Source organism: Halalkalibacter sp. APA_J-10(15) (genome assembly GCF_023017105.1).
Lineage (GTDB): Bacteria > Bacillota > Bacilli > Bacillales > Bacillaceae_D > Halalkalibacter.
Genome location: NZ_JALKEV010000005.1, coordinates 246,298 through 268,505, shown reverse-complemented (window position 1 = coordinate 268,505; position 22,208 = coordinate 246,298). Strand labels below are relative to the sequence as shown.

At 39.7% G+C, this 22,208-nt stretch carries 22 protein-coding genes and 2 other annotated features; of the genes, 3 read left to right on the top strand and 19 right to left on the bottom strand.

Going from position 1 to position 22,208, the window contains the following annotated elements; genetic code table 11:
* Positions 1-165 precede the first annotated feature (165 nt).
* A complete protein-coding gene (gene uvrC, locus MW695_RS08365) occupies positions 166-1,881 on the bottom strand; it encodes an excinuclease ABC subunit UvrC (protein WP_247104801.1) in 1,716 nt (571 codons plus the stop codon).
* Between the two features lie 175 nt (positions 1,882-2,056).
* Positions 2,057-2,371 carry a thioredoxin gene (gene trxA, locus MW695_RS08360; RefSeq protein ID WP_247104784.1) on the bottom strand — a complete coding sequence of 105 codons (315 nt, stop codon included), beginning with the start codon at positions 2,369-2,371 and terminating at the stop codon, positions 2,057-2,059.
* Between the two features lie 35 nt (positions 2,372-2,406).
* On the opposite strand from trxA, the gene MW695_RS08355 reads away from it, so the two are divergent.
* Positions 2,407-2,550: a hypothetical protein gene (locus tag MW695_RS08355; protein WP_247104783.1), complete on the top strand. Its 144-nt coding sequence runs from the start codon at positions 2,407-2,409 to the stop codon at positions 2,548-2,550.
* 171 nt (positions 2,551-2,721) lie between these two features.
* Here MW695_RS08355 and MW695_RS08350 read toward each other — a convergent pair whose 3' ends face one another.
* The 8 genes from MW695_RS08350 to MW695_RS08315 all read right to left on the bottom strand — a co-directional run bounded on the left by MW695_RS08350 (position 2,722) and on the right by MW695_RS08315 (position 13,580).
* On the bottom strand, positions 2,722-3,135 hold the full coding sequence (locus MW695_RS08350) for a DUF350 domain-containing protein (RefSeq protein ID WP_247104782.1): 414 nt from the start codon (positions 3,133-3,135) through the stop codon (positions 2,722-2,724).
* A gap of 14 nt (positions 3,136-3,149) precedes the next feature.
* Positions 3,150-5,510, bottom strand: a complete 2,361-nt coding sequence (locus MW695_RS08345; RefSeq protein WP_247104781.1) for an endonuclease MutS2 — start codon at positions 5,508-5,510, stop codon at positions 3,150-3,152.
* A 23-nt stretch (positions 5,511-5,533) separates the two neighbouring features.
* On the bottom strand, positions 5,534-7,249 hold the full coding sequence (gene polX / locus MW695_RS08340; protein WP_247104780.1) for a DNA polymerase/3'-5' exonuclease PolX: 1,716 nt from the start codon (positions 7,247-7,249) through the stop codon (positions 5,534-5,536).
* Between the two features lie 412 nt (positions 7,250-7,661).
* Positions 7,662-8,201 (bottom strand): CvpA family protein, encoded by a 540-nt coding sequence (locus tag MW695_RS08335; RefSeq protein ID WP_247104778.1) that lies wholly within the window; start codon positions 8,199-8,201, stop codon positions 7,662-7,664.
* Position 8,202: 1 nt separating this feature from the next.
* Positions 8,203-8,478 (bottom strand): cell division protein ZapA, encoded by a 276-nt coding sequence (gene zapA / locus MW695_RS08330; protein ID WP_035342554.1) that lies wholly within the window; start codon positions 8,476-8,478, stop codon positions 8,203-8,205.
* A gap of 542 nt (positions 8,479-9,020) precedes the next feature.
* On the bottom strand, positions 9,021-11,447 hold the full coding sequence (gene pheT, locus MW695_RS08325) for a phenylalanine--tRNA ligase subunit beta (protein WP_247104777.1): 2,427 nt from the start codon (positions 11,445-11,447) through the stop codon (positions 9,021-9,023).
* 13 nt (positions 11,448-11,460) lie between these two features.
* Positions 11,461-12,495 (bottom strand): phenylalanine--tRNA ligase subunit alpha, encoded by a 1,035-nt coding sequence (pheS, locus tag MW695_RS08320; RefSeq protein ID WP_247104775.1) that lies wholly within the window; start codon positions 12,493-12,495, stop codon positions 11,461-11,463.
* A gap of 60 nt (positions 12,496-12,555) precedes the next feature.
* Positions 12,556-12,766, bottom strand: a binding site (T-box leader).
* 58 nt (positions 12,767-12,824) lie between these two features.
* Positions 12,825-13,580, bottom strand: a complete 756-nt coding sequence (locus MW695_RS08315; protein ID WP_247104773.1) for a TrmH family RNA methyltransferase — start codon at positions 13,578-13,580, stop codon at positions 12,825-12,827.
* 120 nt (positions 13,581-13,700) lie between these two features.
* On the opposite strand from MW695_RS08315, the gene sspI reads away from it, so the two are divergent.
* Entirely contained in the window at positions 13,701-13,907 is a 207-nt protein-coding gene (sspI, locus tag MW695_RS08310) for a small acid-soluble spore protein SspI (protein ID WP_247104771.1), read from the top strand.
* Positions 13,908-14,068: 161 nt separating this feature from the next.
* On the opposite strand, the gene MW695_RS08305 is transcribed toward sspI, so the two are convergent.
* Both MW695_RS08305 and MW695_RS08300 read right to left on the bottom strand, forming a co-directional pair.
* Positions 14,069-15,148 carry a M42 family metallopeptidase gene (locus MW695_RS08305; RefSeq protein WP_247104769.1) on the bottom strand — a complete coding sequence of 360 codons (1,080 nt, stop codon included), beginning with the start codon at positions 15,146-15,148 and terminating at the stop codon, positions 14,069-14,071.
* Positions 15,149-15,224: 76 nt separating this feature from the next.
* Positions 15,225-15,716 carry a dUTP diphosphatase gene (locus tag MW695_RS08300; RefSeq protein ID WP_247104767.1) on the bottom strand — a complete coding sequence of 164 codons (492 nt, stop codon included), beginning with the start codon at positions 15,714-15,716 and terminating at the stop codon, positions 15,225-15,227.
* Positions 15,717-15,839: 123 nt separating this feature from the next.
* Here MW695_RS08300 and MW695_RS08295 point away from each other — a divergent pair, with 123 nt between their 5' ends.
* Positions 15,840-16,217, top strand: coding sequence for a sigma-w pathway protein ysdB (locus MW695_RS08295; protein ID WP_247104766.1), 378 nt, complete (start codon positions 15,840-15,842; stop codon positions 16,215-16,217).
* Between the two features lie 117 nt (positions 16,218-16,334).
* Here MW695_RS08295 and MW695_RS08290 read toward each other — a convergent pair whose 3' ends face one another.
* From MW695_RS08290 to ytxC, 7 genes are all read right to left on the bottom strand, one after another.
* Positions 16,335-16,904 carry a TVP38/TMEM64 family protein gene (locus MW695_RS08290; protein WP_247104764.1) on the bottom strand — a complete coding sequence of 190 codons (570 nt, stop codon included), beginning with the start codon at positions 16,902-16,904 and terminating at the stop codon, positions 16,335-16,337.
* Between the two features lie 21 nt (positions 16,905-16,925).
* A complete protein-coding gene (locus MW695_RS08285; RefSeq protein WP_247104763.1) occupies positions 16,926-17,198 on the bottom strand; it encodes a DUF1294 domain-containing protein in 273 nt (90 codons plus the stop codon).
* Positions 17,199-17,408: 210 nt separating this feature from the next.
* Positions 17,409-17,768 (bottom strand): 50S ribosomal protein L20, encoded by a 360-nt coding sequence (gene rplT / locus MW695_RS08280; protein ID WP_247104762.1) that lies wholly within the window; start codon positions 17,766-17,768, stop codon positions 17,409-17,411.
* A gap of 38 nt (positions 17,769-17,806) precedes the next feature.
* Positions 17,807-18,007, bottom strand: coding sequence for a 50S ribosomal protein L35 (gene rpmI / locus MW695_RS08275; RefSeq protein ID WP_035342523.1), 201 nt, complete (start codon positions 18,005-18,007; stop codon positions 17,807-17,809).
* Positions 18,008-18,042: 35 nt separating this feature from the next.
* Positions 18,043-18,549: a translation initiation factor IF-3 gene (gene infC / locus MW695_RS08270; RefSeq protein WP_247104800.1), complete on the bottom strand. Its 507-nt coding sequence runs from the start codon at positions 18,547-18,549 to the stop codon at positions 18,043-18,045.
* A gap of 78 nt (positions 18,550-18,627) precedes the next feature.
* Positions 18,628-18,742: a sequence feature (ribosomal protein L20 leader region), on the bottom strand.
* 114 nt (positions 18,743-18,856) lie between these two features.
* The gene (gene thrS / locus MW695_RS08265; protein WP_247104799.1) at positions 18,857-20,791 is read right to left on the bottom strand and encodes a threonine--tRNA ligase; all 1,935 of its coding nucleotides are present in this window, start codon (positions 20,789-20,791) and stop codon (positions 18,857-18,859) included.
* Positions 20,792-21,173: 382 nt separating this feature from the next.
* Positions 21,174-22,034 (bottom strand): putative sporulation protein YtxC, encoded by an 861-nt coding sequence (gene ytxC, locus MW695_RS08260; protein ID WP_247104761.1) that lies wholly within the window; start codon positions 22,032-22,034, stop codon positions 21,174-21,176.
* Positions 22,035-22,208 lie beyond the last annotated feature (174 nt).

Genomic DNA, 22,208 nt, shown 5'->3' with positions numbered 1-22,208 from the left:
AAGGGCAGGTTGAAATCCACCGGCGCAGCCGGTTAGTTCAACGCCCGCCTGCGGAAAGCGTGCCCCCCATCCCGGTAGCGAGATCGGAGGGCCGAACCCTGACTACTAAACAAAAAAGCCTGTCGACTTTGTCGACAGGCTGCAACTAAGAAGCTCTTAAGCTTCTTAGTTGTTCTTTAATGCTTCTATAATTGCTTCAGCGACTGTATGTGGGATCGATAACGAGACAAATTCTTCTACGCTCGCTTCCTTCATTTTCTTCACAGAACCAAAATGCTTCAGTAAAACTTTTTTTCGTTTTTCGCCTATCCCTGGAATATCATCAAGTACAGATTGAAAGAGCGATTTTGACCGGGTTTGACGATGAAAACTAATCGCAAACCTGTGTACTTCATCCTGAATACGCTGTAATAAATAAAATTCATGGCTATCTCGCTTTAAAGGAACAATCTCAGGTGGATTCCCCATTAATAATTGCGATGTACGATGCTGCTCATCCTTTGCTAAACCACAAACAGGAATACTTAAGCCTAATTCGTCCTCAATGATTTCTTGAGCTGCGCTTATTTGACCTTTTCCACCATCGATGACAATGAGATCGGGCAAAGGGAGTTCTTCCTTCAGCAATCGAACATAACGCCTTCTAACAACTTCTCTCATAGAACCGTAATCATCAGGGCCTTCCACCGTTTTAATTTTATATTTACGATAATCCTTACGACTCGGTTTCCCGTCTAAAAACGTAATCATTGCTGAAACTGGATCAACACCTTGTATATTCGAGTTATCAAAAGCTTCGATTCGATACGGTGTGGTCATGTTCAATCGTTCTCCGAGTCGTTCTATCGCTTTAATCGTCCGTTCTTCGTTTCGTTCGATAAGGGAAAATTTTTCATTTAAAGAAACGGTTGCGTTTTGATTTGCTAGTTGTAGCAATTCTTTCTTCTTGCCTCGCTTTGGAGCATGAACGGGAACCATCAGCAATTGTTCAAGTAACGCTGTCTCAATTTCATCTGGCACTAATAGTTCAGCAGGCTTCAGATGCTCTTTCTTTAAGTAAAATTGGCCAATAAAAGTCATTAAATCTTCATGAGCATCTTGGTAATAAGGAAAAATAGAAACATCTCTTTCGATTAGACGTCCTTGTCGAATGAAAAATACTTGTACACACATCCATCCCTTATCGTGTGCAAATCCAAATACATCACGATCTAGACGATCTGAAATCGTCATTTTCTGCTTCTCCATAACCACTTCCATATGACTAATCGTATCACGGAGCTCCTTCGCTCGTTCAAAGTCTAACTCCTCAGAGGCTTTTAACATTCGTGTCTTTAATTGCTCCTTCACTTCTTCATGTCCAGCTCGTAAAAACTTACTAATGGCCTGTACCATTTCTTGATTCTGTTCTTGAGATACGTCATAAACACACGGTGCCAGACATTGACCAATATGATAATACAAACAAACCTTATCTGGAAGTTTTCTACATTTTCTAAGAGGATAAATCCGATCTAATAGCTTCTTCGTTTCATTCGCAGCACCCGCATTTGGATAAGGACCGAAATATTTCCCACCGTCTTTTTTAACCTTCCTCGTTATGATTAATCGTGGATGCTCTTCGTTCGTTAGCTTTAAATAAGGGTAAGATTTATCATCCTTGAGCATGACATTATATTTCGGATCATGCTTTTTAATTAAGTTCATCTCTAATATAAGTGCCTCAATATTAGAGGAGGTCACGATATATTCAAAATCAACAATTTCACTAACGAGCCGCTGCGTTTTCCCATCATGTGATCCTGTAAAATACGATCGCACACGACTCTTTAACGATTTAGCTTTTCCGACATAAATGATCGTTCCTTGTCGATCCTTCATTAAATAACAGCCAGGTTCCCCAGGCAATACAGCCAGCTTCTCCTTTAACAATACTACCCCCCCTAACAAAAAACATGACAGCAATTAAGAAAAGACGCTACTGAGTTTTCCTTATAAAAAACGCCTAAAAAGGGAAGCCCTCTTTAGACGCCTTACATCTCATTTCTCAGACGATTTATGCGTGCTTATTTAATAATTCTGCCAAAGCATCTTTCGGCTGAAAGCCAACAACTTGATCGACAACTTCACCATCTTTGAAAACAAGAAGCGTCGGAATACTCATTACGCTATATTTACCAGCTGTTTCTTGGTTATCATCGACATTTAGTTTGACAATCTTTGCTTTATCACCCATTTCTGAATCAAGCTCTTCAAGTACGGGAGCAATCATCTTACAAGGTCCGCACCATGGAGCCCAAAAATCAGCAAGAACGACCCCTTCACTCGTTTCAGAAGAAAATGTTTGATCAGTCACATTTACAATAGCCATTATAATTATCCTCCTCATTGTGAATCTAATTTTTCATGACTAGTATATCACTAGCCATCATGAAGCGCGAATATGTTGCTCAACTTTATTTTATGCAAATAAACTTAATTATAGAGCATGTACAAAAATTACCAAAAAAATATGATAATCGCTCTGTTCGCTATGTGTCTTCTGGTTAGTAAACACTCCCCACAAAGACTTTTAAAAGATGTAGCGACTATGCTCATTGCTTAAAGGTCATTCAAAAAGGAAACCTCTTATAATAAAAATAAATAAGCTATCCCTGCTAAAATAAAGGCCGCACAACAAACATATAAAATTTTCATCAATGTTTCCATCATTATCCCCTTCTAACGAGCAATTATGCTAGCTCCAATCACATAAGACAAACCAATTGATAATAACATGGCAATCAAACCTACTGCTCGATTGTCTCGTTCAATCTCCTCATCTACCTTAAAGCTAGGGGTTAAAAACTCAAAAATAAAGTAACTAAATAACAGTAAAAGAAAACCAAATACTCCCCAACCTAACATCGTAAATAGTGAATCTGAATGTTCAATCGAATGGCGAAAAATATTGACAACACCAAACACTTTGCCGCCTGTAGCCATCGCAACCGCTATGTTCCCATTTTTTATTTCCTTCCAATTATTATAACGGGTCACTAATTCAAATACACCTAAAAACAAAATAAGTGCCAAAACAGACACACTATAATAGGCTGCTGTTTGTACAAGCTCATATTCAAATAAGGCGTCCATATGCTTCTCCTCACTTATTTTAATTCAACAACAGTGTTACCGAGACCACCTTCATTCATTCCTCCATCACGCTCATTTTTCACGTGCGGGTGCTTCTTTAATAGTTGTTTCACTCCTTTTCGTAAAGCACCGCTTCCTTTTCCGTGTATGATTGAGACTTGATGATAGCCAGCAAGTAAAGCATCATCAATATACTTCTCAACCCTTCTCATCGCTTCTTCGTATCGTTCACCACGTAAATCAAGCTCTGATTTCACATGATGATCATTTCCCCGTAGCATGGCCATTGGCTTTGTCTCTACTTGCTTTGGACGATCGATCAATTGAAGATCATCTGCCTTTACCTTCATCTTCATAATCCCCATTTGAACTTGGTATTCGTCATCTGACACCTTCTCCACAACAAAACCCTTTTGACCAAAGCTTAACACTTTTACTTCATCACCAGCCTGAATTAATTGCTTCTTCTTTTGCGCTGCTTTTTTCACCTTTTTCTGTTTTGGTGTTAACTGTGGAGACGCTAAATCTAAATGTTTTTTCGCATCAATAATTTGATGTTCCTTTACCGAAAGTCCTTGTTTTTGCATGTCTCTTAATTCTTCGATAATGACTTCAGCCTCTTCTTTAGCTTTCATGACAGCTTTCTCTGCTTTTTCCTCAGCCTCTTTGAACAAGCGTTCCTTTTGTTTCTCAAATGACTCTAATTCATTCTCAAGTTGCCGTCGAAGTCCCTCAGCCTCTTGGCGAATTTGTTCAGCCTCATCCCACTCCGATTCTGCTGAGCGTTGACTTGTTTCAAGCGAGGCAATCATTGATTCAATTTGATTCGTCTCACTATCAATCTGTTCCTTCGCTCGTTCAATAATCCGTTCATCTAGCCCTAACCGTTGCGAAATAGCAAATGCATTACTTCTTCCTGGAACACCAATAAGTAAACGATAGGTCGGTCTTAACGTCTCAACATTGAATTCCACACTCGCATTCATGACACCTTCACGATTATAAGCATAGCCCTTTAACTCACTATAATGGGTTGTCGCAACCGTACAAGCTCCTTTTTTGTAGACATCATCCAAAATAGCGATAGCCAATGCCGCTCCTTCAGTTGGATCAGTTCCTGCACCTAGTTCATCAAATAAGACGAGACTTTCAAAATCAACCTGACTCAAAATATCGACAATATTTGTCATATGTGAAGAGAACGTACTTAAGCTTTGCTCAATCGACTGTTCATCACCTATATCAGCAAATATTTTTTTGAAAACAGCTAATTCTGATTCTTCTTCTACAGGCACATGCAATCCAGATTGCGCCATTAACGTTAACAAACCAACCGTTTTTAATGTCACTGTTTTACCACCGGTATTCGGCCCCGTAATAATTAAAGATCGGTACATTTCACCTAACCCAACATCAATCGGGACCACTTCTTCATCCTCCAATAATGGATGACGAGCTTTTTTCATATTCATGAAACCACGATCATTTAAGATCGGTTTCGTTGCTCTAATTTGCTTTGCGTAGCGAGCTTTAGCAAAAATGAAATCAAGCTCACCTAAAATCGTAACATTCTCTAACAACTCCTGAGCAACTTCTGCAACCTGACCTGTTAATTCATTTAAAATTCGTTCAATTTCACGTTCCTCCTTACTCTTTGCCTCTCTTAATTGGTTGTTAATCGTCACGACTGCTTGAGGCTCAATGAATAGCGTTGCCCCTGAAGCAGATTGATCGTGGACAATCCCCCCAAAGGAGCTACGATACTCCTGTTTAACCGGAATGACAAAACGGTCATTCCGAATTGTAATAATGGCATCCGAAAGCATCTTTTGCGTGTTTGATGAACGAATCGTATTTTCTAATTTTGACCTTACTGCAGATTCAAAGCTTTTCACTTGTTGTCGAATCGTACGCAACGTTGGACTAGCCGTATCCAACACTCCACCGTGGTCGTCAATACATTGCTTAATTGATTTTTCAGTATCCGTTAAAGTAACAATTTGTTCTACATAATCATACAATCGTGGTAATGAGATTTCATCCTCTTCTACCATCGTTGAAATAAATTTTTTTAATCGACGACCACCATAAATCGTACTTGCTATTTCATTTAGCTCTGAAGCAGACAGTATCCCACCGATTATGGCTCTCTTTGCATGCGCGGTTATATCAAAAATGCCACCTAATGGTACTTGTCCCTTCAACCTTAAGATAGTTGCTCCTTCAGCTGTTTCCTGCTGCCATCTATTCACCACTTCTAGGTCAAGAGACGGCATTAAATGATGCAGCTTATGTACCCCTAACGATGAGGAAACATGCTCACGTACTTGTTCCTTCATTTTCGTATATTCTAATACCCTTAATACCCGTTCCATTGTTTATCTCCTTTTTCACGTTCTTAATCATGACGTTTTAAAAAGGCTGTCAATTCCTCTAAAGTCCACGTATTAATGACCCATTTAGGAGAAAGCATCGCTTTCCGAGCTGTTCCTGTACCAAAGCTCATTTCAGACAGACCTTCCACTCGGTGAGCATCCGTATTAATGGCTACGTTTACTCCTTCCTCATCAGCCCACTTTAGCCATTTTGCTGATAAATCTAGCCGGTATGGACTAGCATTTAATTCAAGAGCTGTGTTCGTTTCCTTCGCCAATTGAATCAAGTGTTCGACATCGACATTGTATCCTTTCCTTCTTCCTAACACTCTCCCTGTCGGATGGGCGATTATATCAACATGAGGATTATATAACGCTGTTTTCAAACGTTCCATTATCGTATGCTCATCCTGCTGAAATGAAGAATGAATCGATGCAATAACAAGATCTATTTCAGCTAGTATGTCGTCCTCATAATCCAATGTCCCATCTGGTAATATATCCATTTCAATTCCTGTTAAAATCGTGATATCATCATATTGTTTATTTAGATGGCGGATACGTGCGTGCTGCTCTTTTAACCGTTCAACCGTTAATCCATTAGCCACTCTTAGAAATTTAGAATGATCGGTGATCGCGATATATGAATAGCCTTTTTTTCGTGCGGACTCAACCATTTCTTCAATTGAATTCGCTCCATCACTCCACGTAGAGTGCATATGTAAATCTCCACGAATATCCTCATCCTGTAAGTAAGTTAGCTTTCCTGCCTGTGCTTTTTCAATTTCACCTTGATTTTCACGTGCTTCTGGAGGGATATACTCTAATTGAAAATGAGTAAAAAAATCCTCCTCCGTTGAAAACGTATGAAGTTCTCCAGTTTCAATGTTCTCAACACCATATTCACTAATTTTTTCCCCTCGTTGCTTCGCTAGTTGACGCATTTTTACATTATGATCTTTGGATCCTGTAAAATGGTGAAGCGTCGTTGCGAATTCTTCTTCACTCACGAGGCGAAAGTCTATTGAAACAGGATATGTTCCTAACACTTCAACGGAAACCTTCGTGTCACCACTAGCGATCACATTCGAAAGAAAAGGTAGCGCTAGCAATTCCTCCTTCACTTGTTTTGGGGCTACTGTCGCAATGATAAAGTCTAAATCCTTCACATCTTCACGAAGACGTCTAAAACTACCTGCCCGAGAGAAACGCTTAATGGAAGGTATTGAAACTAATGCAGTCTCCACTTGCTCGATAACAGGAATCACGTAGGGGAGTGCTAACCGCTCAGGTCGTGTACCAACTTCTTTAATCGCCGCAAAAATTTTCTCCTCTGTTTTCTTGCCAAATCCTGATAACTGTTGAACTTTCTCTTCTATACATGCTTGCTTTAACGTTTCTATATCTGTCACTCCGAGCTCACGATACAGCTTTCCGATTTTCTTTCCACCTAAGCCTGGTAAGCTTAAGAGAGCAACTAAGCCTGACGGTAAATCTGCCTTCAATTGCTCTAACAAACTAGAATGACCTATTTCCTTTAGTTCATTGATAACCTCTGCCGTTGCTTTACCTATTCCATTCAAAGTAGCAGGGTTATCGATCTCTGCTAATGTACGTTGCTCTGTCTCTAATGCTTGAGCCGCTTTGCGGTATGCTGCAATTTTAAAAGCATTCTCACCTTTGATTTCTAAGTATATGGCAATATGCTCAAGCGTACGGATTGCATCTTTAATATTCATCTTCCACCGACCCTTTCCATAGTTCCATAAGGGCACTGGAAAAGCTTGAATTTCAACTTTTTTCGGTGTCCCTTAAGCAATGTGCGTAACCGTTGCCTATTTTCCAAAGAATACGAGTGTTTTTTCGTATCAGGGGAGAAACGTGTGAAGCCATTGCTAGTCAGATTCAGAGCACTAAAAAAGTTCATTTGTACTTTTTCAGCGGCCTCTAGTTCCATCATACCGAGAATCATGGCTAAAATGCAACAGAGTCGTGGGTACCGAAAAATTTTGGCTTTTAACTTTTTTATTGCACTCACAAACTCCTCTTTTTATAGCGTCTATGAATTCTCACTCCACTTCTTAAATCAAGCCCTTCCTCTATACAAAAAAATCTGACTCTATCTACTATGTTAGAGTCAGATTGCTATCATTATAGTACATTACCTTCCCACAATCCTCTTATCCACTCAGACAAGAATGGCGTGTTCGTTAACATATATTCTGCCACAATCGAACGCTGCAGTTGGTCTTGAACAATATCAATTGGTAATAACGCCCCAACAATCAAGATAACAAAAATAATTAAATACACTTCAACGAAGCAAAAGATTCCACCTAATAGCTGGTTCGCCGTTCGTAAAACTGGTATATGCGCTAAAAAATCTAGCATTGAGCCAATAATATGAAGGATAATCTTCGTTCCGAAGAAAAGAATAGCAAACGCGATTCCCGAATAATAAACACTTTCTGCATCGAACGTTTGAAAGATCATACCTACAGGGCTATCTGATGAAAACTGTGGATAAGGAATCCATAGTCGAATAAACGTCGCTAATTCACTAAAATACGAATAAGCAACATATAACGCAGCTACAAAGCTAATTAAATGAATGAGCTGTAAAATAAACCCCCGTCTTCGTCCAATAAAGAAACTACAAATTAATATAAATATAATTAAAAAGCTAAGCATTTTACTCGTCTCCCGTCGTGCTCCGTTCGCTCTTTTGTTTTAATTGTTCTAATTCTTCTAAAACTTTAAAATAATCATCCACGACATTCACCGCTGTCAAAACAGCTAATCGTGTTGTATCTAAGTAGGGATTATGTTTTTTCACTTCTCGCATTTTCTGATCAACTGCTTTTGCAACTTCTTTTACATAGGCCGGAGACTCTTGACCGACAACCGTATACGGTTGACCATAAATTGAAACTGTGATCCGTTGTTTGTTGTCTTTTTGGTCAGACACAAATATAGCCTCCTATCTCCTCTAAGTGTAAAAATTCCAACTTCTATCTTAACATGAAGTCAACGTGTTGGAAATCCTTTTCTAAAAGTCCCACACATTCCGTACTTTTTTCATTTTCATTTTAAATTTTCATTCACATCCACCTTTCATTCGATAGAAAAAGCGATATCGTTTGTTTGTCATCTCACTTCCAAATCTAGAGGTAAAACGGGCAGATTTATGTGATTATTCTTAAACATAAGGACACTTCCTTCTGATTGGATTTTGTGTGGTAACTTTCATTTATCAAAAGTTGTCCTTTTTTATTGTGAAAAATAAACTGTTTTTATAAAGATTGTCGTTCTGACGATGGATTATTCTCATAGTGGAATAGAGCAGAAAGCGAGTGGCTGGAGCGCAATGGAACGCACCTGTGAGAACCCATTACTTTAAAGAGTAAGAAATAATGAAAGTCGGTGAAATTTTACTTATCGTAAAATTCCACCGACTTTTTCATTTCAGAGGAGGGTTTTGTCCCAGCCTCATCTATCATTACTGAACGACTAAGCTCTTAACGTTGCTCCCATTTGTTCTTCTAGTGCTTTCAAAACACGTTCATGAACGTTTGTGACTTCTTCATCTGTTAACGTTTGTTCCAAATCTAAATACGTTAATGAAAAGGCAAGCGATTTCTTGCCTGCTTCCATATGCTCTCCTTCATATAAATCAAAGAGCTTTACAGACCTTAATAACCGTCCACCTGTCTGCTTAATAACGGCTTCAAGCTCTCCAGCTGAACGAGCTTGATTGACAACTAGAGCAATATCGCGAACAATAGCAGGGAATCGTGGTAACTCCTCATAAATAATCGGTTCAGTCTCAAATGTCAGGAGCGCTTCTAGATTAAGCTGATATACATACGTTTCCTTTAAATCAAGTTCCTTTTGCTTCGTTGGGTGTACTTGACCGATGAAACCTACTTCCTCATCATTTAATTTCACTACAGCCGTTCTACCTGGATGAAGATCCGGTAACTGCACTTGTTCAAACGTAATTTCTTTCTCAAGCCCTAACTCATGAAATAACCCCTCAAGAATTCCTTTTGTGACAAAGAAATCAACTGGCTTCCGCTCTCCTTGCCAAACATGTTCATGCCAAATCCCTGTTAAAGCACCTGCAACCATTTCATGTTCACGTGGCTGCTTTGTTAACGCTTCTTCCTCGCTTAAGAAGATTGAGCCAATTTCATAAACATGAACATCTGTATTCTTTCGGTTCAAATTATAGCTCAGAACATCGAATAAATGAGGGATTAAGCTTGTTCTCATCGTACTACGATCTTCACTCATTGGCATGGATAAACGTACATCACGTAAATGATTTGATTGACCAGCAAACCCTTGGGATTTTTCTGGGCTTGTTAACGAATAGGTAATCACTTGCGACAACCCTGATTTCTCTAAATTTCGACGAACACGTCGACGCTTCTTTTGATAAGGAGAAAGTCCACCTTGAGTCGTTGATCCAATAGGTAAGGTGGTCGGAATATGATCATAGCCATAAAGGCGAGCAACCTCTTCAAACAGATCCTCTTCTATTTGAATATCCGCTCGTCTCGTTGGAGCCGTCACATACAAGACGGAACCGTCCTGCTCATACGTAAACCCTAAACGCTCCATAAAGCTAATTACTGTCTCAATCGTCAGCTCCATACCAAGACGTTCATTTAATCGATTGAGATCTAACTTAACAGTAGCAGGCTCTGTTTGAAGCTCATTCACTTCTACAACTCCTGAAACAATCGTTCCACCTGCAAGCTCCGCTATTAAGCCGGCAGCTCGTTTTCCGGCTTCAAGAACACGAGTCGGGTCTACTCCCTTTTCGAAGCGAGCGCTCGCTTCACTGCGTAAGCCTAAGTCTCGTGCTCCCTTTCGTACGGTGACAGGGTTAAAATAAGCAGCCTCTAATAAAACCGTTGTTGTTCCTTCATGAACCTCAGAGTTAGCTCCGCCCATCACACCTGCAATTGCCACAGGCTCTTTCCCATTTGTAATGAGTAGGTGGTCGCTCGTCAACGTCCGTTCCTCATCGTCTAACGTTACGATCTTCTCCCCATCCTTGGCCCGACGTACAACGACCTCATTTGAACCAAATCGTTCAAAATCAAAGGCATGCAACGGCTGTCCGTACTCTAGCAACACATAATTCGTTGCATCAACAACATTACTAATCGGACGAATTCCTGCAGCCATTAATCGATTTTGAAGCCACAATGGTGAAGACCCAACTTTTACATCTTTAATCACGATCGCTCCGTAATAAGGGTTATCCTCAATTGAGTCAACATGAACAGAAATAGAATCAGCAGCTTGCTCGTCATTCATATTCAATTGCAATTGCGGAAGCTTTACTTCCTTCTCATATAATGCGGCAACCTCATAAGCCACTCCAAGCATATTCAAACAATCTGAACGATTCGGAGTTAAATCTAGCTCTAATACTTCATCATCTAAATTAAGAGCAGCTAATGCATCGCTACCAACTTCTACTTTATCACGAAACACATAAATTCCTTCCTGGTACTCCTTCTGAACAAGCTTCCCTTCAACCCCTAATTCTTGCAAGGAACAAATCATCCCCTGTGAAACCTCACCGCGCAGCTTCGCTTTTTTAATTTTAAAATTGCCTGGTAAGACGGCACCCACCTTTGCTACCGCTACATGCTGGCCAGCTGCTACATTCGGAGCCCCACATACAATTTGTACAGGCTCTTCATCCCCAACATCAACAAGACAAACGTTCAACTTATCAGCGTTCGGATGCTGTGAACATTCTTTGACATACCCGACAACAACATTTTTCACACCTTCGCTCAGCTTGTGAACGAAGTCAATCTCTATTCCACCACGTGTCATTTTTTCAGCGATATCTCGTGCAGACAAATCTGAGACATCGACGTAATCCTGTAACCATTTATAAGAAACAAGCATGATTTTTCCTCCTTTACGCTCGTGTAAATTGTTTTAAAAAGCGAACATCATTCGTGTAGAAATGGCGTATATCATCGATATCGTACTTCAGCATGGCTAACCGCTCTACGCCCATCCCAAAAGCAAATCCGCTATATTTTGCTGGATCAAAGCCACTCATTTCTAGTACTCGAGGATGAACCATTCCAGAGCCTAGTACTTCAATCCAACCAGATTGCTTGCATACCCGGCAGCCTTCGCCATTACATATCCCACATGAAACATCTACTTCGACAGACGGCTCTGTGAACGGGAAGAAGCTTGGTCTTAAACGAATCGAACGATCCTCACCGAAGAATGACTTCGCAAATGATTCTAGCACCCCTTTTAAATCACTCATGCGAACCTTCTCATCGACATATAGGCCTTCTATTTGCATAAATTGGTGTGAATGAGTTGCATCATCATCATCACGACGGAATACCTTACCTGGACAAATAACTTTAACAGGTCCCCTTCCTTCATGCTGTTCCATCGTACGTGCTTGAACAGGTGATGTATGTGTTCGAAGTAGTAATTCCTCAGTAAAATAGAATGAATCCTGCATATCCCTTGCTGGATGATCTTTAGGTAAGTTCAATGCTTCGAAATTATAATAATCAACTTCCACCTCTGGGCCTTCGGCAACAGAGAAACCTAATCCGGTAAATATATCTTCTAGCTCTTCCACGACATCTGTTAAAGGATGTGACGTTCCCACTTGAGTAGGTCGACCAGGTAACGTCACATCAATTGACTCTTCCGCTAGTTGCTTTTCGATCGCTTCTTGCTCAAGCTTTGCCTCTTTCGCTTCGACATGAGCTTTTATTTCATCACGCACTTCATTAGCCAATTGCCCTACTTTTGGTCGTTCTTCAGCTGATAACTTCCCCATACCTCTTAGTACTTCTGTAATAGGGCCTTTCTTTCCTAAATAAGAAACGCGAACATCCTGTAATGATTTCATATCTGAAGCTACTTCAATTTTCTCCAACGCTTCAGTCTTCAACGCCTCTAAACGTTCTCGCATCATACTTCCTCCTTATTCGTTTACAAATGTAAAATCAACACAAAAAACCCCCATCCCCATTAAAGGGACGAAGGTTCGCGGTACCACCCTTATTGCTGTATAAAAATACGACAGCATCTTCATTGAACTAACGGTCTAAACCGGAACACCTTTTTTAGTGTCTGCTCCAGAGTGAATTCAATCAAGCCATTCCAAAAAAGTGCTCCCAGTCTATGGCACCTTCTCCCTAATTGGTGGATTTTGACCTACTACTCTCTTTCTTTGCATTTACATTATAAACATTTGTTTGTTTTACTATTATAGTGAAAGTTCCTGTTCGTTGCAACTGCTTATCGCCTTAAATGATATAAAAGGATTCCTGTTGCAATCGCTACATTTAACGACTCTGCCTTTCCATAAACCGGTATATAAACATTTTGATCCGTTTGTTCCAGAAGGTCTTGATCGACTCCTTCACCTTCATTCCCAACAATAAGTGCAAAGGCTTCCTGTGGTTCTATCGCCGAATAAGAACTAGCGTTTTGCAAAGCAGTTCCAATAACAGGGACTTTCGCTTCCTTAAAGGCTCTCACCCATTCTGTCAGTGATCCATGATAGATCGGAAGGTGAAATAACGAACCTTGTGTCGAACGTAAGACTTTACTATTATACGCGTCAACACAGCCATCACCTAAAATCACACCGGTCATCCCTGCTGCATCAGCTGTACGAATAATTGTTCCTAAATTGCCTGGATCTTGGATGCGGTCAACAAGTAAAAAACAACCGTTCCTTTCATCGGTGGTCTCATCTTTCGGTAGCTCACAGATTGCGATAACTCCTTGTGGTGTCATTGTATCAGATAGTTCCTTTAAGACAGCTATATGCACTTCAATTCGTTCTGCATCGCCTATTTGCCACTCAGTCGGCCACTCTCTTTCTTCTTCAAGAAGAATGTGTTGAACAACGACGTTTGATTTTAACGCCTCTTCGATTAAGTGAAAGCCTTCAATAAGAAATTGGTTGGCCTTTTCTCTACCCTTTCTTGAATGGAGCTTCTTCCATTGCTTTATTCGTTCATTTTTGACTGAATCAATCCGTTTCATATTGTTCTCCTTTAACCAATAACCGTTTCATTCATCATACCGATTTTTTTGCGGATAATCTAGTAGGAGTTGACGCATAATAACAGCATGAATAAGAATACTATATAGGAGTGATCAACAATGGGATTTAACTTACGGAGTGCTATTATGTCCAATATTAAAGGAAGCTCAGAACAAGATGTTGAGGCGACTATTACAGATGCGATTTCTCGCGGAGAAGAGAAAATGCTCCCAGGGCTTGGCGTGATGTTTGAAGTATATTGGCAGCAAGCATCTGAAGAGCAAAAAGATGACATGTGTGAACAAATCAGTCAAGGACTTCAATGAGAAACACGCAGTAGGAAGGGCACTGAAAAAGTTAAACAACAAACTTTTTCAGTGCCCTTCGCATTAGAAGTCTCTCTTAATTACGTCGTACGCAGTCTTTTGAGCTTATCCGAAAGTGCCCTCCCTTTCAGATAAGCGTGTAACGTACAGAATGTAATGAATCAATAATCAAACGTAATCGCTTTTACCGTGTCATGATCAAGCTTTTTAATCACTTCAACTATAAGCTTAACTGCATTTTCGTAGTCATCGCGATGAAGAATTGCTGCGTGGGTATGGATATACCGCGTTGCAACCGTAATAGATAAGGCAGGTACACCATTTGCTGTTAAGTGAATAGCTCCTGAATCCGTTCCACCCCCGGCCATCGCATCAAATTGATACGGGATCGATTGTTCATCCGCTATATCAGTCACAAAATCTCGTAATCCTTTATGGGAAATCATCGATGCATCGTATAAGACGATTTGTGGACCTTCCCCCATTTTGGCTAACGCTTCTTTTTCTGTTACTCCTGGCGTATCTCCAGCAATCCCAACATCAACACCAAAAGCAATATCAGGCTCAATTAAATGTGCCGATGTACGTGCTCCTCGTAACCCGACTTCTTCTTGTACTGTACCGACTCCATAAACGACATTAGGGTGCTTAACTCCTTTGAGCTCTCGTAGCACATCAATCGCTATAGCACAGCCAATTCGATTATCCCAAGCTTTCGCCATTAAGTATTTTTCATTTTTCATTACCGTAAACTCACAAACAGGAACGACCGAATCTCCTGGTCGAACACCAAATTCTAACGCTTCTTCCTTACTTGATGCACCAATATCAATAAACATATCCTTCTTATCCACTGGCTTCCTACGAGCTTCAGGTGGTAAAATATGTGGTGGCTTTGAACCAACAACACCTGGCACATTGCCTTTGTTCGTCATAACCGTCACACGTTGGGCAAGCATAACCTGCTCCCACCAGCCACCGACTGTTTGAAAGCGAAGAAAGCCTTTATCATCAATGCTTGTCACCATAAAACCAATTTCATCTAAGTGACCAGCAATCATAATTTTCGGTCCATTTTCATCGCCTACTTTTTTCGCTACAAGACTTCCTAATCGATCTTTTGTTACCTCATCAGCATATGGAGCAATATGCTTCGTCATGACATCGCGAACTTCCTTTTCATTTCCGGGAATTCCATTCGCATCCGTTAGTTCTTTTAACATGTTTAATCGTTCATCCATTATGTAAGCCTCCTTTTTCTCAGCTATCAATCATGCCCTTTAAGTATACAGAAGCCTTTTTCAGACTACAAAACATTTAATAGCCTTCATCCTGTCTTTGGTGATTCACTTTATTTTTTTCTAAATAGGCTTGCTCGATATCAGCCATCGTAAAGCCTAGCGTCACCCCTAGTGCTACATATGCCTGAAATAATTCATTATATGTATTAATATCCCTTACACCCTCAAGCTGATGAGTTAATTTCATCACAGTGAGAAATTGCTCCGTTAACGAGCCTTGACTAGAGGGAGCTGCATCATTCACTTTAATATCGGTATAGCCTAGTGCTAACCCGATTGTCAATAAAAAGTGAACGCCATCAACATACTCTTCTAATATTACCTTCTGTTCAGATGCACCCTTTCGACTCCAATATTTAAAGCATCTTGTTTCATTAGCTAGCTCACCTATTTCAACAACAAAGGCGAGTAATTGCTCCTGAAATAAGTCGTTCTCTACTAGCTGATGCTCCGCCATAATTCGGTCATTTAATTTCTTTTGAATGGTAAATAATGTTTCAATATTCATCTGTTCTCTCCCTTCTTCATGTATTATAGCAGTTTTTATTAAATAAAATGAAACCTCCTGCTAGTTGATTCGTATATGTAGGAAAGTGTACACTAATTGTATCGAAGACAAGGAGGAGTCTCTATGGTTTTTTTAGTTCGCTTCTTGATCCTTGCAGCTCTCATTATTTTAGCTTATACCGCCGTTAAATATTTATTTCACCCCCGTCGCAAGCTTGAACAAGCACATGAAAAAAAACACTATTACTTTTATGATGATGAAAAAGATGTTCGAAAGAATTTCTTTATCACATATAAAGGCGTCATGTTTGAAGGAGAGAAATATTTAGGCACAACAGATGAAGCATTTGATATTATCACCATCTATGTTTGGGTAAAGCAGCCAGAAAAGCTCGCAGGTTTAAAGAAAGAAGACTTTCAGTTCATTGCTGAAGACATTTACTTACGGTATCCAAGTGCCAAATTAGAATGGAAAAGTCCGATAAAGGAATTTTTGAAATAGCTTGCTGCGATTCCGTCTTGCTAAGAAAGGAGCGGAATCATTCAGTATAGAAGGTCACATCACATGTGAGGCTAGGAAAGGTCAAAAACACCAAAGGCTTCTCCTAAGGTGTTCATGCTATCGCTTCTGAAAAAAAGTATCCCATGAAATGGTCGTTTCTTTCTTGCGTAATACAAGCATTATCAGTATTAAAAATATGACAAACACAACCGTTCCGGCTAAAGGTAATTCATGAATCATATCACCGAATGCTGTATAAACGATGGCAGGTGGCATACTTGCAAGAAAAGACCTTTCCGTATACTGCCTAAACGATGACGTCGTCTTAATTAAATAAAACGAAATGATGTGAAAATGTACAAATGGCATAATTCTCAATACCATCAACTGAGCTAAATTAAGCTGGTGCTTCCCCTTCAATACCTTCTCTTGCAAGCGATTTAACCTTTGACGAAACGACGGGAATAATCCAATCACCCCATAAAATAAAATACTGACTAACGTTAAGCCGACAATCGAATAAATCGACCCATAGAACGTCCCAAATAAATACCCACCTAATAAGCATACGAGTAAAACTGGAACGAAGAACATTTGGCGAAACACGTGCAGAAGAATAAAGACAATCGGTGCTAACAAACCTGATTGCTCTATCATTTGTAGCGATCTTTCTAAAAATTCTTCCATCTTACTCGCCTCCGCTCTATTCTATGCTTCAATGGACAGGAAAATGATGAAGATTGCGATGACTTGGATGATCATAATAAGCGGTAATCCTACAAAAAAACGGCGTTTTTTCGTCTTATGCCGAAAGTTCTTCATCCCAAGCCAGACTCCGAGACTGCCTCCTAACCATGCAAATGTAAATAACGTTCTCTCAGATATCCGTCTTTCCCCTGTTTGAGCACGTTTTTTATCTGCCTTCATCACAGCATACGAAAATACTGTCCAGAATGTGATATACAGTAATAGAGCTATCATTCATTCATCCCCTCCGCTCAAATCATGAATAGAGCTTGGGATAAAAGTGTTTTAATGAATGAAAATCTGAACAAACTCATTGCATATACATCGCTACGTTCAATACTAAACACTTTCGTTATATCCCATCCTCTATAAAAAAATGGTATCTTAAAAGGCTATATTTCAACCTTTCAAGACACCATTTAAAAGCTCATTCATTTGCTTTTATTAGCCATTTAAGCTTTGCTTAGCTTTATCAGCTAGCTGAGCAAAAGCTTGTTCATCATTCACTGCAAGATCGGCTAGGATCTTACGGTTCACATTGATTTCAGCAAGCTTCAAACCATGCATAAAACGGCTGTAAGAAAGACCATTCATACGTGCAGCTGCATTAATACGAGTGATCCAAAGCTTACGGAAATCACGTTTCTTTTGACGGCGATCACGGTATGCATAAAGCAATGACTTCATGACTTGACCTTGTGCTGACTTAAATAATGTATGTTTTGAACCGAAATATCCTTTAGCTAACTTTAAAACCTTCTTACGACGACGACGAGCGACATAACCGCCTTTTACTCTTGGCATCGACGTTCCCTCCTTCTTTCTATCTCAAATCAGATCAGTTATTTTTTGTACGTTAACATTGAACGAATACGTTTGAAATCTCCAGAATGAACCATTCCAGCTTTACGAAGCTTACGCTTTTGCTTTTGTGATTTATTCTTGAATAAGTGACTAGTAAATGCGTGTGAACGCTTCAGCTTTCCAGATCCAGTCTTCTTGAAACGCTTAGCAGCGCCACGGTGAGTTTTCATTTTTGGCATAACTTAGGTCCTCCTTTAATCTTGTTTCTACTCTCCTACTTCGTTTCCGTTCTAGGAGCTAACATTAGAAACATACTTCTGCCTTCCATCTTAGGCATCGATTCAATAACAGCAATATCTTCACATTCTTTTGCTAGACGTTCTAAAACCTTACGTCCAATTTGAGAATGGGTAATCGCACGGCCACGGAAACGGATTGCTGCTTTTACCTTATCTCCCTTTTGAAGAAATTTACGAGCATTACGAAGCTTCGTATTAAAGTCATTATCTTCAATTGTTGGGCTCAAGCGAACCTCTTTCACATTAATGACCTTTTGCTTTTTACGTGTTTCCTTATCTTTCTTTTGTTGTTCATAACGGAACTTTCCGTAATCCATGATTCGACACACTGGTGGTTTTGCATTAGGCGCGACACAAACAAGGTCAAGATTAACATTTTGCGCCATTTCAAGCGCTTCTTGCTTCGCCTTCACACCTATTTGATCACCATTCGCTCCAATAAGACGAACCTCACGTGCACGAATCCCTTCATTGACCAACATATTGTCCTTACTAATAACGAGCCACCTCCAAAGGATTTTGACAAACCAAAGCAACGATCATCTACCCATGCTCTCATGCAAAATAAAAAAGTGAGGGCATACTACGCCCCCACTTTGTCCATCTAACATGAAACGTTCATACCTGCCAACCATTTGTCGATCAGGTGAGAAGCGGGCGCTTCTTCTTGCCTAGTTCGTAATGATTCAATTGATCACTGATATACCTTACCATACAATCGTGTAGGTGTCAATGCTTTTAGTAAACGACTATATTAGTGTACATGTTCAGTAATAGAAAATCAACCGTTTATTTTTTTACTTCTTTTGACAAATCATTAACGAAAGCATCCAATGATTGGGATGTTGAATCCTTTTGACCATACTTACGTACATTCACTTCCAAAGCTTCCATTTCTTTATCACCAAGTACGAGCATGTATGGGATCTTTTGCATTTGCGCTTCACGTATTTTATAACCTAACTTCTCATCGCGCACATCAATTTCAACACGAATTCCTGCAGATTGTAGCTTCTCTTGTACGCTCTTTGCATAATCCATATGCACATCAAGCGACACCGGAATGACTTGTACTTGTACAGGTGCTAACCAAGTTGGAAAGGCTCCTTTGTACTCTTCTAACAAGAAAGCCACAAAGCGTTCCATCGTTGAAACAACTCCACGATGCACAACGACTGGGCGGTGCTGTTTGCCATCCTCACCCACATACGTTAAATCGAAGCGTTCTGGTAGTAGGAAGTCTAATTGAACAGTCGATAACGTCTCATCTTTTCCTAGCGCTGTACGTACTTGTACATCAAGCTTTGGACCGTAGAAAGCAGCTTCTCCTTCTGCTTCATAATAGTCAACATCCCCAAGCTCATCCATCGCCTCTTTCAACATCGTTTGAGCCTTTTCCCACATCGCATCATCATCAAAATACTTTTCCTTATCTTCAGGATCACGATAAGATAGACGGAAGGAATAATTGCTTAGACCAAAGTCTTTATATACTTCACGAATTAAATGAACGACTCGGATAAATTCCTCTTTTATTTGATCAGGTCGACAGAAAATATGGGCATCATTTAACGTCATTCCACGAACACGCTGCAAGCCAGAGACTGCGCCTGACATCTCATAGCGATGCATCATACCAAGCTCAGCAATCCGTAAAGGCAATTGACGATAGCTTCTCATATCCTGTTTATAAACCATCATATGATGCGGGCAATTCATCGGGCGAAGAACAAACTCTTCATTGTCACGCTCCATGACTGGAAACATATCATCCTGGTAATGATCCCAATGTCCAGACGTCTTATAAAGCTCTGAGCTTCCTAAAATAGGTGTATACACATGTTGATAACCGAGACTCTCCTCTTTATCAACAATGTAACGTTCAATTATACGACGGACAGTGGCTCCTTTAGGTAACCAGAGCGGTAAGCCTTGTCCCACTTTTTGCGAAAGGGCAAAGATACCAAGCTCTTTTCCTAGCTTACGATGATCACGTTCCTTCGCTTCTTCCAATAAACGTAAGTGCTCCTTTAACGCTTCTTTTGAGAAGAAAGCTGTACCATATATTCGTTGAAGCATCTTATTGTTACTGTCTCCACGCCAATAAGCTCCTGCAAGACTAAGCAGCTTAAATTCTTTGATTTTATTCGTAGAAGGGATATGCACGCCTCGGCATAGATCAAAGAATTCTCCTTGCTCATAAATCGTGAGCATTTCTCCTTCAGGAATCGCTTCGATTAATTCAAGCTTGTACTCATCTCCGATATCTTGATAGCGCTGAATCGCTTCTTCACGAGTAACTTCAATCCGCTTCACTTCTAAATTTTCTGATACTATTTTCTTCATTTCTTTTTCAATCTTTGGTAAATCTTCTGGTGTTAACGATTCTGGTGAATCAATATCATAATAAAACCCGCCCTCGATCACTGGTCCGACTCCAAGCTTCACATCTCTATATAAACGCTTAACCGCTTGAGCCATCACGTGAGCTGTACTATGTCGAACGATTTCTAATGCTTCATCTGAATCAGGTGTAATAATGGCGATCTCACCATCTTCTGTAATAGGTGTACGTAAATCAAGTAACTCACCATTCACTTTCCCAGCGAGCGCCTTCTTTTTTAGTCCTGGACTAATGGATACCGCAATTTCTTCTGTCGTCGTACCACTTGAAAATTCCTTAACAGCTCCGTCTGGAAATGTCATTTTTATTTGATCCATAATGTTCTACTCCTTTACCGTTCAATATCATTTCGCCCACCTTTTTTAGGACATCGATTTCAGCATAAAAAAACACCCATCCCTCCAAAAAAGGGACGAGTGTGGTTTCGTGGTTCCACCCTTACTTCCCACTACGCTTATCGTAGTGGCTCTGCACAATAACGGTTGTGTTACCGACGTTCGATACTCCACAAATCTTGTGTTTCCCTAAGTAGTTCAGAGGTGGTAAGAATCTAAATCCTGCTAAGAAGCTTTCAGCAAACGCTTCTCTCTCTGTAAACATTCATGTAGATCTCATATCCTCATCATGACTTTTCATTATCTAGAATTTCTATTATGTAGTATTATAGGGAGCACAAATAAGAAAATCAAGTCTATTTCAAAATTAACGCCATTCTTTTTCATACACTTTAAGAGGATAGACATGTAATCGTTCTTGAAAAATCGATTGAATCGACATAATTACGCCATGATCTGGATCATCAGAAAAGATATGAACCGTCTTTGGTAGCATACTTACAAGTGGGCTAATGACCATTTCTTCTATTTCAATCTCTTGTTCAAATACGATGTCATCATTCAAATAAAACAATAATTCATCACGAGTCAGCTTACGAAATTGTTCATCCAAAAATGTGAAGGATTCATTATGAATGAGATATACAATATCCATTTTCGCTTTATGATCCTGTACGTAATGTCGGAATCCCTCTATCATATTCTGATACTCTTGCTCAAGCATGTATTCATCAATCGCTAATTCAATACAATCAATTAAACATTCTCCATACTCTCTAAGTCGAAACGTGAGAAACGGCTCATAATAAAAATCCGTCTCTTCCTCTAAATGAGTAGCAAAAGCTTCATAAATGAGCGAACGCCTATTCACTAAATCGTTTACTCTAGGCAAATCCTTACGATCCCCTTCTAAAATTGCATTGGCAATACTAACAATTTGACGCTTCTCTTCCTCATCTTGAAAATAGAACATCGTTTCAATGATATCAAGCAGCCACTCTTCCTCCTGAGAGTCAATAACATAATCTGTTAAAATTGAAACAATAAACGGATGAAACGCTTCATAGAAATCGACTTCCTTTTGCTTGTACTCAATGAGTAGGGAGTAAGTATCATCGATCCTGATCGAACCTCCTAATCCAATCATTGAGAACTTTTGAAAATAATATTCAAACTGATCATACAGTGCTTTACAATCTTCCTCTTCTTCAAAATGAATAGCAATCAACACTTATTCCCCCTTACAATAGCTTTCAGACAGGCTCTACTCCCATCGTATGAAGGAGTAAGAGGGAACATGATAAGAAAATTCTCATTTGGCGCTTGAATTTTTGCCTATACACGAAAAGAGTAAAAGAGAAGTACTGAAAAAGGCTTATTTATAATTAGAGAGCATAGCTAT

Excerpts from the sequence above, each read along its gene's own strand:
- uvrC (WP_247104801.1), bottom strand. The coding sequence starts at position 1,881 with ATGAAGGATCGACAAGGAACGATCATTTATGTCGGAAAAGCTAAATCG.
- trxA (WP_247104784.1), bottom strand. The coding sequence starts at position 2,371 with ATGGCTATTGTAAATGTGACTGATCAAACATTTTCTTCTGAAACGAGT.
- MW695_RS08355 (WP_247104783.1), top strand. The coding sequence starts at position 2,407 with ATGACTAGTATATCACTAGCCATCATGAAGCGCGAATATGTTGCTCAA.
- MW695_RS08350 (WP_247104782.1), bottom strand. The coding sequence starts at position 3,135 with ATGGACGCCTTATTTGAATATGAGCTTGTACAAACAGCAGCCTATTAT.
- MW695_RS08345 (WP_247104781.1), bottom strand. The coding sequence starts at position 5,510 with ATGGAACGGGTATTAAGGGTATTAGAATATACGAAAATGAAGGAACAA.
- polX (WP_247104780.1), bottom strand. The coding sequence starts at position 7,249 with ATGAATATTAAAGATGCAATCCGTACGCTTGAGCATATTGCCATATAC.
- MW695_RS08335 (WP_247104778.1), bottom strand. The coding sequence starts at position 8,201 with ATGCTTAGCTTTTTAATTATATTTATATTAATTTGTAGTTTCTTTATT.
- pheT (WP_247104777.1), bottom strand. The coding sequence starts at position 11,447 with ATGCTTGTTTCTTATAAATGGTTACAGGATTACGTCGATGTCTCAGAT.
- pheS (WP_247104775.1), bottom strand. The coding sequence starts at position 12,495 with ATGCGAGAACGTTTAGAGGCGTTGAAGACTGAAGCGTTGGAGAAAATT.
- MW695_RS08315 (WP_247104773.1), bottom strand. The coding sequence starts at position 13,580 with ATGAAACGGATTGATTCAGTCAAAAATGAACGAATAAAGCAATGGAAG.
- sspI (WP_247104771.1), top strand. The coding sequence starts at position 13,701 with ATGGGATTTAACTTACGGAGTGCTATTATGTCCAATATTAAAGGAAGC.
- MW695_RS08305 (WP_247104769.1), bottom strand. The coding sequence starts at position 15,148 with ATGGATGAACGATTAAACATGTTAAAAGAACTAACGGATGCGAATGGA.
- MW695_RS08300 (WP_247104767.1), bottom strand. The coding sequence starts at position 15,716 with ATGAATATTGAAACATTATTTACCATTCAAAAGAAATTAAATGACCGA.
- MW695_RS08295 (WP_247104766.1), top strand. The coding sequence starts at position 15,840 with ATGGTTTTTTTAGTTCGCTTCTTGATCCTTGCAGCTCTCATTATTTTA.
- MW695_RS08290 (WP_247104764.1), bottom strand. The coding sequence starts at position 16,904 with ATGGAAGAATTTTTAGAAAGATCGCTACAAATGATAGAGCAATCAGGT.
- MW695_RS08285 (WP_247104763.1), bottom strand. The coding sequence starts at position 17,198 with ATGATAGCTCTATTACTGTATATCACATTCTGGACAGTATTTTCGTAT.
- rplT (WP_247104762.1), bottom strand. The coding sequence starts at position 17,768 with ATGCCAAGAGTAAAAGGCGGTTATGTCGCTCGTCGTCGTCGTAAGAAG.
- rpmI (WP_035342523.1), bottom strand. The coding sequence starts at position 18,007 with ATGCCAAAAATGAAAACTCACCGTGGCGCTGCTAAGCGTTTCAAGAAG.
- infC (WP_247104800.1), bottom strand. The coding sequence starts at position 18,549 with ATGTTGGTCAATGAAGGGATTCGTGCACGTGAGGTTCGTCTTATTGGA.